Here is an 8,749-nt window from a genome sequence, read left to right on the forward strand (position 1 = left end):
ACTATGACGGCACGTAACGAGTTCCCTTCCTCAAAGGGGAATGCGCCCAAGGCATTTAATCAACTGGTACGGAAACCGAAGCCAGCGGTCAGCATTGCAGGTGACGATGATTTTTCTCGTGGCGGATTGATGTTACCTAAACAGCGGGAGACAATGCGGGCAAAGGAACGACCCGAATCATCGCGAAAGACTAAGTCACCTGACCAAAAGAGGAACTCTGATACTGTAACCATGGGCAGGCCCAAAAAAGACCCGTTGTATGTTGCAACATTACCCCAACGAATATCACCAGCAACTAAGGCAAAGCTTGATGTATTGCAAGAGTATGTGACCGAGTTGCGTTCGGCGGAAGGCAGGGTTACGTTCGACGTGTTAGTCAGTGCCCTGGCCGACGCGTATGTCAATCAGAGGCTTTCGACAGCAAAGGTTGAGCATTTCCAGGACGAGTTTAACCTTGCGCTGAAACAGATAATGGAAAAGTAGACTTTAGGAACAAAGTACATGTGTACATTTACACCAGTGTAAATGTGTAAACCAAGCAGCGTTCAGTTACTAAAGTACCAAAGTAACATTGGATGCAACGACACCAACTAAGGCTTTTCGGAGAACCACACCTTACTAATATTTTGACGGCGTTAGCGTGTATGTATAAATCCCAGGGAGCGGCTGCTGCTCACCTGGCTAGGGGGAGAAACATGGCAGTAACAAAGAAGGATTTGTATGCAGCCTATGCAAAGCACACCAAAACCGGGCTCGATGATCTACATGAGCCCGGCAGCGACCCGGATTGTGCCGTGTGCGATGAGATTAACTTGATTTCCTTGCAGCTTGACGGTCATCCTGAAGCCACCAGCGCGGTTCAACTGGACATGGTTGAGACACCGACGCAAAAGGCTATTCCTGCTGTGTGGGAAGTAGAAGAAGATGATGGCTCCGTTAGCATCATCCGTACCGTCACCCATCGACAGGAACAGAGTGTGCTTGCTCGTGGCAAACAACGTCGCAAGATGGAATCAAGTGAGGCTCTTAGGCTCGGTATCGCAATAGAAGGAACCAAGGTCATAACGCTAGACCAGGCAATCAAGCGCATGGGCCGCGCAGGTGGCACGATTGCTACCTGGGGTGAGATTGAGCTTGCCAAAGGGACGGCCTTGCGCAAGCAAAGCCAGGCCGATCAGTACGTTCAGTTTGACGGCGGGAACCTCGCCGCTATTCAGAAGATAGCTGAACCAGCAAATGCGCACTTCACCAAAAAGCATGATAAGGTTCAAGTTGACGCTTATGCTGGCAGCAAGCAGCCAAGCTTTTCCCTGGAGGTTGGTGACATCCTGATTAGGCTCGCTACCGGACGCCTCCTGGCCTTGTCACAAACAGATTTTGAAGCCCTTTACGACTACGACAGCCAAATTGGTTGGACGCTCGCATAACAGCGTCAAGGGAGGAATGGATGGCAAAGAAGATACAGATCAGGCGGCGGGACTTGCAGGTGCCGGGGCAACCACACAAGAAAGCCCCAGCACCCGTCGTGCCGAAGCCAAAGAAGCCGAAAGTCTCAGAACGAGAAGTTGAACTAAAACGGCAGCGGACAGCTCTGAACCGTGTGAAGCGCGAGCTGCGGGGACTCGATGCCAAGGCACCAAAGAACAATAACCCGCAACGCTATGCGGTATTGAAGCGGAATGCTACCATCGCAATAGCTTACTTTCTTAACGACGATGGCTCATTGAATCCGCACACCTACAAGTGGTTAGTTCCAGAAACGATTGACCTATCTAGTGCACGCTTCGGCCAGATCATCAAGGTGCCAGGGCGAGAGGGTCGGCCGCAGTCGGTACTCTACGCATACAGCCACGTTGGGCAGCAGCGCCGCTATCGCAGCGGCAAGGTAGAACCATCGGTCGAAATGCTAACGCTAACGGACGAAATGGCTACGCCAGCACAGATTAAGGCGATGGGGCACCGGGTTGCGGAGCTGGGAGATAAGTTGGCAACTCACCGCAAAGAGTACGAAGGACATCGTAAGCTCACCCGCGCCGTTGCCCGGAAGCGCAACAGGCTGCGCAGCAAAGTTGGGAAACTAAGCGATAAGGTCAAAGACTTACAATAGAAAACGGAGGATGGGGAAATGGGAGGCACAACGCAACTAACAAACTGGATTAGCTGGGCACTGGACGTTGTACTTGATAATCTACTGCGCATCTTGAACGCTCTTGGGTACCTGATCATAGCCCCATTTCAATATATCTTCTCACACGTCTTGAAGCCCATGTTCAGCTATATCCTGCACGCGATCTTCGGCAACAGTCTACCAGGCGTTGCCATGTTCTTAGGGGTCCTGATAGTGATTCTGGTGGCGTTCTGGGCGTTGTATGAGTGGCCGGTGGTTGTGGGTGGTTTATTCCTTGCCCCCTTTGTCGGTGGGGTCTTTGTGGCGCTGGGAAGCCTCTTTCGATTTGGCGCTAAGTCACTGATTGCTGCGGGCATCATTTGGATTCTCTGGCAGTTAATGAAGGCAGCTAGTCGGTTGATTGACCGCGCTGACGAGTGGGTGGATGCAAGACGTACTCATCCTAGGCGCGGGTGATACTGTAATCGAGATAATTTGCTCACGAGGGCAAGAGTAGGGGCCAGAAGTGGCCTCTTTTTTGTGCAGATTGGCCTTGCATAAGTCGAACGTGTGTTCGTATAATGGAGTCAACAACGAGGGGGCAAAATTATGGAACGTAACGTCCCACGGGAGCTTTGGCTGTACCCAGACAGGGGAATGAAGAAGTGGCTAGGCTGGATCCTGAGTGATCACAGCGCCTACATGGAGTCTCAAGCAATAGACGAAATCCCAACACCAGAAAAGCCTGAGCAGAAGTCGAGCGTAATTGACCAGGTGCTTGAGACCGCTTGGGAGCAGGGGCAAGTCGTGGCAATCCAGCTTAACGCGCTGTACGATGGGCAATACCGGCGAGACCTGGAAGGGCCAATTCTTGGTTACGCTGACGGCCAGATCTACCTTCAGCGAAAAGATGGTCTGGTACTGCTGGTACAGGTTGAGGACATCCGGCATATCGACGTGCTGGACGCCGCCAAATGGTGGCACGAATGAGTACGCCGTTAGATGATCCGCAGCGTTTACCAATCCACGACATCATGTGCATTGACTGCAAATCTTTCTACGCCTCTACCGAAGCAATTAGGCGTGGGGAGTTTCCGCTGGCCGCCAAGGTGGCGGTGCTCAGCAATGAAGAAAGCAACGGCGGCCTGGTGCTGGCGGCAAGTCCCAACACGAAGCGAGATTACCACGTCAAGCTCGGCACCAGACGTTTTGAAATCGACGATCAGATGGACATTGAGTTGGTGGAGCCACGCATGGCGGATTACATCAAGCTCAATTACAAAATCAATCAGGTCTACCGCTCTTTCACAGACGATAACCACTGGTACCCCTACTCGGTTGACGAGTCATTCATCGACGTTACCCGCAGCCACAGCCTTTTCGGCAGTAATGAGGAGATTGCGGCTAAGATTCAGGAAGAAGTCTTCCAGGAGTACGGAATCATCACCACGGTTGGTATCGGCCAGAATCCGCTACAAGCCAAATTGGCCTTAGATAATGACGCCAAGTATCAAGAGCCCTGGCGGGCAAGCTGGACATATGAAGACGTGCCCGAAACCATCTGGCAAATCAAGAATCTAACCGACTTCTGGTCGATTGGCGACAAAACTGCCGCCAAGTTGGAAGCCATCGGCATTCATTCCATTTACGACCTCGCTCATGCGAATCGGGGTAAGCTGCATTCAAGGCTTGGCGTCCTAGGTGACGCCCTTTTCTTTCACGCCTGGGGCATCGACTATTCAGATCTGACAAAACGATATCTGCCCCGGCCTGAAAATAAGGGCTACGGCAATTCGCAGGTACTCATGCGAGACTATGTGACCAAGCGCGACATTGAAGTGGTGTTGAGCGAAATTGCAGATCAAGTGGCAACCAGACTGCGAAAGCACCACGTCCAGGGCGAAGTGGTTAGCGTAGGAATCGGCTACGCGGATGCTGAAGAGCATGGGTTTGGAGCCCAAATGCACATCGACGCCACCAGCCGGTCAGACGATATCATCAGCGCGGCCCGCCGCCTGTTTGAAAGTAAGTGGAACGGCCAGCCGGTGAGGAACGTGTCAGTCCGCGTCAATCACGTCAGCAAGACCGCTGGATTCCAGCTCAACCTCTTTGATCCGCCAGAGAAGCAGACTGCTGACCTGGCCCTAGATCAAGTCGTAGACAAGATCCGCAGCAAATACGGTTACAAGTCACTGGTGCGCGGCTACTCAAAAGAAGCGGGCGGCACTGCAATCGACCGGGCCGGGCTGGTAGGAGGACACCATGGATAGCAAAGACGATCAGCGCATGTACCACATCATTCACACCATACAGGAAAATTACGAGAAATACTTCACCCGCAAGTATCGCTATCGGTACTGGCTGGTCGTGGTAGATAACCACTTTGAGGACATCTACTCGATCTTCCTCTACACCCAAAAGCAGCGAACAAAGTTGCTCCGCAGCTACGAGCTCGTCCATTTCAAGCGAGATCCAGAAGATTACCGTTACGTCATGAGCAACCTCCGCGAGTGGAGCAACCTTTCGATTGAATATCGCGACACGAAACATCTGATCCATCCGGGTACAGATATTGTGCAAGACACGACCCATGGCCATAGCGCACGCAATCAGACACACGAGCCTTGGCGACCGAACCAAAGCACCCACTAGAAGGAGGAAACCAGTATGGCAGCTAAGAAAACAGTCACACGAGAAGCACACGAAATTCCAGACGAGAAGGATCGCAAGGCAGCGCTAGACACAGCTCTTAGCAAAATAAAGAAGCAGTTTGGAGATGGTGCCATCATGCGCATGGGTGACAAGTCGCTCACCAACATCGACGTTTCTTCTACCGGCATTTTGTCGCTTGATATTGCTTTAGGTGTTGGTGGCTTTCCGAAGGGCCGAATCATTGAAATCTATGGCCCCGAAATCTCAGGAAAGACGACCATTGCGCTTCAGGCGGTGGCCAGCGTACAAAAAGCTGGGGGGACTGCTGCGTATATTGACGCTGAAAATGCTATGGATCCGAAATATGCTACGGCGCTTGGCGTCAACATTGATGACCTCTTGCTATCCCAGCCGGATACCGGCGAGCAAGGACTGGAGATTGCGGATGCCTTGGTTTAGTCCGGGGCAGTGAGCATCCTGGTGGTCGATTCCGTGGCTGCGCTGGTGCCCGCAGCTGAAATTGCGGGTGAAATTGGCGATAGTCACGTGGGCCTTCAGGCCCGCATGATGTCGCAGGCGTTGCGGAAGCTCACGGCCACAATCTTCAAGACGCAGACTATCGTGATCTTCATTAACCAACTGCGGGAGAAAATTGGTGTTATGTTCGGCAACCCAGAGACTACGCCAGGTGGCCGGGCATTGAAGTTCTATTCAACCATCCGCCTTGAAGTGCGGCGGGGCCAGACGGTCAAGGATGGGACGGATGTTGTGGGTAACGTAACGAAAATCAAGGTAACCAAGAACAAGGTGGCGCCGCCGTTTAAGTCAGTCGAAACCACGATGAGCTATGGCCATGGGATTAGCCATAACGGGGATATGATCGCGCTTGGCGTGGACGACTGATGACGGCCACGACGTTGTCCACCTGTTGCCAAGTTTTCGTCCACTCGTGTCATTGAATCGTCCAGTTCGGCCAAGGAATAGGCCACTAGTACCAAATCCGGTTCTATTATGTGCTCATTACCTCCTGTATACTTTGTTCACGTGCTAGTAAGCGCGTACAAAATATGCAGGAGGTTTTGTGTATGGCAATACACTATCGCAGCATCCTTGAGCTGCATGACCAAGGTAAGAGTCAACGAGATATCGCGGCAATTACTGGGAATTCCAGGGACAAGATTCGCGAGGTGATCAAGCGAGCTGAGAGCCGCGAATTAAAGCCACCGCTGGATCCTTCAGCGAGTGATGAATCGCTTGGGAAGCTGTTATTTCCAGAGCTTAAACCTGAGTCAAAGGGACGTCAGCTGCCAGATTATGACTATGTTCATAAAGAACTTGCGAAGCCCAATGTCACCCTGTCACTGCTTTACTATGAATATGAGCAACAGTGTCGTCAAGCTGATACAGTTCCGTACAGTTACCGGACTTTTTGTCGAAGCTACACGGAGTTTGCTCAACAATTCAAAGCTACGATGCGTATCAAGCGCAAGCCTGGGGAACTGATGGAGGCTGACTGGGCTGGTTCAACATTGCATCTACAAGATCGTGATACTGGCGAGGCCGTGACTGCCTATCTCTTTTTGGCCGTACTGCCGAGCAGTCAGTATTCGTATTGTGAAGCAACGTTGAGTATGACAATGCCGGACTGGCTTCAATGTCATGTTCACGCATATAGCTACTTTGGTGGCGTTACTGAGGTGCTTGTCTCCGACAACCTGAAAGTTGGAGTGACGAAACATAAACGAAATCAAGTGGTGTTAAACCCAATGTATCGCGATTTGGCGGAGCACTATGGCACAGTGGTGATGCCAGCACGCGTACGCACGCCTAAAGACAAAGCGACTGTAGAAGGCAGCGTCGGGACGCTTTCGACGTGGGTCATCGCAGCATTGCGTAATGAGACCTTTTTCACCCTTGGAGAATTGAACAAAGCCGTCGGTATTAAACTGGCAGAGTTTAATCGACGGCCCTATACGAAGAAACATAAGCAGTGCAAGAACCGAGAAGAAGGATTTGAAACAGAAGAACGCTTCGCGTTACATCCACTTCCGAGCACAGCATTTGAGATGGCGTCCTGGCAGACCGCCATCGTACAACCAGATTACCACATTTGTGTAAACCAGATGTTCTATTCAGTCCCTTTCCAGTACATTAGCAATCAAGTCGACGTACGGCTCACGGACAAGCTTGTCGAGATCTATTACAAGGATGCACGCCTAGCGGTGCATGTACGACTCACAGGAACAGTTGGGCAGTTCTCAACTCAGCCTGACCACATGCCAGACGGACATCGACTATTCCTAACCCACACGGTTGAAAGCAGCCGCACCTGGGCTGAGTCAATAGGCACAGGGGCGCAGCAAGTCGTGGCGTACCTCCTGAAGTCATCACGCGCAGAACGGCAAGCACTCAGCGCAACATTACGGTTAGAGAAGCTGGCCCAGAAATATGGCGATGAAGCCTTAGAGCAAGCTTGCGAAGACGTGATGCGTATTGCCAGCGCACCCACGGTGCGAGTGATTGAGCGCATGCTTATCAATAGCGTTGCACGACTCGCAACAAAGACTGAAAACACAGAGCGAGAAGACTATGGTTTCACTCGTGGAGCCGACTATTTTGGGAGGGCTACTGATGGATCAAGAAACGACTAGGATGTTATACGAGATGCGCTTAAGTTCAATGGTGGAAGCTGTAAAGGCACAGAACACCAGTGAAAACTGCCAGGGTATGAATTTCGATGAGCGCTTCAAGTTAATCGTAGCAAACGCCTACGCTGCAAGGCAGACCAACAAGTTGGAACGCCTGATCAAGCAAGCCGACTTCTCAACGGTGGCACCATCAATTGGCAATATTGACTACCTGCCGGATCGACATCTTGACCGTCATCTCATTACTGAGCTTGCGACTGAGACATACATCAAACAACACCACAATTTGATCATCATGGGAGCATCAGGGAACGGGAAGACGTGGTTGGCGACTGCACTCGGCATTGAGGCTTGTCGCCAGTTTCATAAGGTGAAGTACATCCGGTTGCCGGAGTTACTTGATGACTTACTGATTGCTAAAAATGAAGCAAACGGTGATTTTCAGAAATTGCTTGAGCGCTATCGCAAGGTTGACCTTCTCATCGTGGATGAATGGTTACTGACTGACGTGTCCCTAGAGCAATCTCAATTTCTGCTCGAACTGGTTGAATGTCGACTTCAATCAGCGTCGACAATCTACTGTTCTCAATTTGATCCCAAAGGCTGGCATAACAAGTTCAACAACGCTCAAATTGCCGATGCCATTCTTGACCGAATCGTTCATGATTCGTATCGGATTGTGATTGAAGGCGAACGCTCAATGCGTGAACGCTACGGGATTGGAGGCCGCCATGATTAACGAAGAGGTACAGCGGCGGATTGCCAGCTACTACATGGAAAGCACCATGAGCGAAGACGAGTATAACGAACTGGAAAGTGTTCTGATCGATAAGATCTGGGAAACAGACGAACGGGTCACAGATAATGAGCTTGTGCGAATCGGCATAAAGCTGATCAATGAACTGCTTATCCGGCGTGAAAACCACCGTCAAGTGTAGAAACGAGAGCGTCCCTACGATTGCATTGGATATGATGCCATCGTAGGGACGTTATTGATTGGACTGATTTGTGTCCGAAGTGGACGATTTCTTGGCACGAGTGGACGAAAACTTGGCAGAGCTGGACGATTTCGATGTCCGCCTTCAACGACAAAGGGCCGGTCTCTGGGATTATCAAGAAGAGCGGCTCCTGGTATTCGTACAACGGTGAGCGGCTGGGCCAAGGCGCGGCGAATGCAGAAGCATACCTGGATGCTCACCCCGAAATGAGTAAGGAAATTGAAGCGGTTCTGGTGCAAAGTTGAAATTAAGCGTAGATCAAAGTGACTGTGTTTAGTGGTTGTAGCCTATGCCGCTAACAATTGGTCGACTTCTTGATACGCTGAAAAGCCGAAGAGGCCTAG

The 8,749-nt window shown here is 51.2% G+C and carries 11 protein-coding genes and 1 pseudogene; all 12 read left to right on the forward strand.

Annotation, left to right across the window (positions count from 1 at the left end; translation table 11 throughout):
- Positions 1–3: 3 nt before the first annotated feature.
- The 12 genes and pseudogenes from JUE30_RS07030 to JUE30_RS07085 all read left to right on the forward strand — a co-directional run bounded on the left by JUE30_RS07030 (position 4) and on the right by JUE30_RS07085 (position 8,650).
- On the forward strand, positions 4–483 hold the full coding sequence (locus JUE30_RS07030; RefSeq protein ID WP_203624232.1) for a hypothetical protein: 480 nt from the start codon (positions 4–6) through the stop codon (positions 481–483).
- Positions 484–695: 212 nt separating this feature from the next.
- Entirely contained in the window at positions 696–1,427 is a 732-nt protein-coding gene (locus tag JUE30_RS07035; RefSeq protein ID WP_203624233.1) for a hypothetical protein, read from the forward strand.
- Positions 1,428–1,447: 20 nt separating this feature from the next.
- The gene (locus JUE30_RS07040) at positions 1,448–2,107 is read left to right on the forward strand and encodes a hypothetical protein (RefSeq protein WP_203624234.1); all 660 of its coding nucleotides are present in this window, start codon (positions 1,448–1,450) and stop codon (positions 2,105–2,107) included.
- A gap of 18 nt (positions 2,108–2,125) precedes the next feature.
- Positions 2,126–2,584: a hypothetical protein gene (locus tag JUE30_RS07045; RefSeq protein WP_203624235.1), complete on the forward strand. Its 459-nt coding sequence runs from the start codon at positions 2,126–2,128 to the stop codon at positions 2,582–2,584.
- A 132-nt stretch (positions 2,585–2,716) separates the two neighbouring features.
- Positions 2,717–3,097, forward strand: coding sequence for a DNA-directed RNA polymerase subunit beta (locus JUE30_RS07050; protein WP_203624236.1), 381 nt, complete (start codon positions 2,717–2,719; stop codon positions 3,095–3,097).
- Positions 3,094–4,377: a Y-family DNA polymerase gene (locus JUE30_RS07055; protein ID WP_203624237.1), complete on the forward strand. Its 1,284-nt coding sequence runs from the start codon at positions 3,094–3,096 to the stop codon at positions 4,375–4,377. Before JUE30_RS07050 ends, JUE30_RS07055 begins: the two co-directional genes overlap by 4 nt.
- Positions 4,370–4,759 carry a hypothetical protein gene (locus JUE30_RS07060; protein ID WP_203624238.1) on the forward strand — a complete coding sequence of 130 codons (390 nt, stop codon included), beginning with the start codon at positions 4,370–4,372 and terminating at the stop codon, positions 4,757–4,759. The genes JUE30_RS07055 and JUE30_RS07060 overlap by 8 nt, the downstream gene beginning before the upstream one ends.
- 15 nt (positions 4,760–4,774) lie before the next feature.
- Positions 4,775–5,656: pseudogene (gene recA / locus JUE30_RS07065) on the forward strand (recombinase RecA); the annotation flags it as partial.
- 188 nt (positions 5,657–5,844) lie between these two features.
- On the forward strand, positions 5,845–7,410 hold the full coding sequence (gene istA / locus JUE30_RS07070; RefSeq protein WP_203624239.1) for an IS21 family transposase: 1,566 nt from the start codon (positions 5,845–5,847) through the stop codon (positions 7,408–7,410).
- Positions 7,391–8,146, forward strand: a complete 756-nt coding sequence (gene istB / locus JUE30_RS07075; protein WP_308439839.1) for an IS21-like element helper ATPase IstB — start codon at positions 7,391–7,393, stop codon at positions 8,144–8,146. Before istA ends, istB begins: the two co-directional genes overlap by 20 nt.
- Entirely contained in the window at positions 8,139–8,345 is a 207-nt protein-coding gene (locus tag JUE30_RS07080) for a hypothetical protein (protein ID WP_203624240.1), read from the forward strand. The genes istB and JUE30_RS07080 overlap by 8 nt, the downstream gene beginning before the upstream one ends.
- A gap of 134 nt (positions 8,346–8,479) precedes the next feature.
- The gene (locus JUE30_RS07085) at positions 8,480–8,650 is read left to right on the forward strand and encodes a hypothetical protein (RefSeq protein WP_374706485.1); all 171 of its coding nucleotides are present in this window, start codon (positions 8,480–8,482) and stop codon (positions 8,648–8,650) included.
- Positions 8,651–8,749 lie beyond the last annotated feature (99 nt).

The sequence above is a fragment of the Lacticaseibacillus sp. 866-1 genome, assembly GCF_016861825.1.
In the GTDB taxonomy this organism is placed as follows: Bacteria; Bacillota; Bacilli; order Lactobacillales; family Lactobacillaceae; genus Lacticaseibacillus.

Bases quoted from the DNA above. Each gene is read 5' to 3' on its own strand.
- JUE30_RS07030 (WP_203624232.1), top strand. From the start codon at position 4: ATGACGGCACGTAACGAGTTCCCTTCCTCAAAGGGGAATGCGCCCAAG.
- JUE30_RS07035 (WP_203624233.1), top strand. From the start codon at position 696: ATGGCAGTAACAAAGAAGGATTTGTATGCAGCCTATGCAAAGCACACC.
- JUE30_RS07040 (WP_203624234.1), top strand. From the start codon at position 1,448: ATGGCAAAGAAGATACAGATCAGGCGGCGGGACTTGCAGGTGCCGGGG.
- JUE30_RS07045 (WP_203624235.1), top strand. From the start codon at position 2,126: ATGGGAGGCACAACGCAACTAACAAACTGGATTAGCTGGGCACTGGAC.
- JUE30_RS07050 (WP_203624236.1), top strand. From the start codon at position 2,717: ATGGAACGTAACGTCCCACGGGAGCTTTGGCTGTACCCAGACAGGGGA.
- JUE30_RS07055 (WP_203624237.1), top strand. From the start codon at position 3,094: ATGAGTACGCCGTTAGATGATCCGCAGCGTTTACCAATCCACGACATC.
- JUE30_RS07060 (WP_203624238.1), top strand. From the start codon at position 4,370: ATGGATAGCAAAGACGATCAGCGCATGTACCACATCATTCACACCATA.
- istA (WP_203624239.1), top strand. From the start codon at position 5,845: ATGGCAATACACTATCGCAGCATCCTTGAGCTGCATGACCAAGGTAAG.
- istB (WP_308439839.1), top strand. From the start codon at position 7,391: ATGGATCAAGAAACGACTAGGATGTTATACGAGATGCGCTTAAGTTCA.
- JUE30_RS07080 (WP_203624240.1), top strand. From the start codon at position 8,139: ATGATTAACGAAGAGGTACAGCGGCGGATTGCCAGCTACTACATGGAA.
- JUE30_RS07085 (WP_374706485.1), top strand. From the start codon at position 8,480: ATGTCCGCCTTCAACGACAAAGGGCCGGTCTCTGGGATTATCAAGAAG.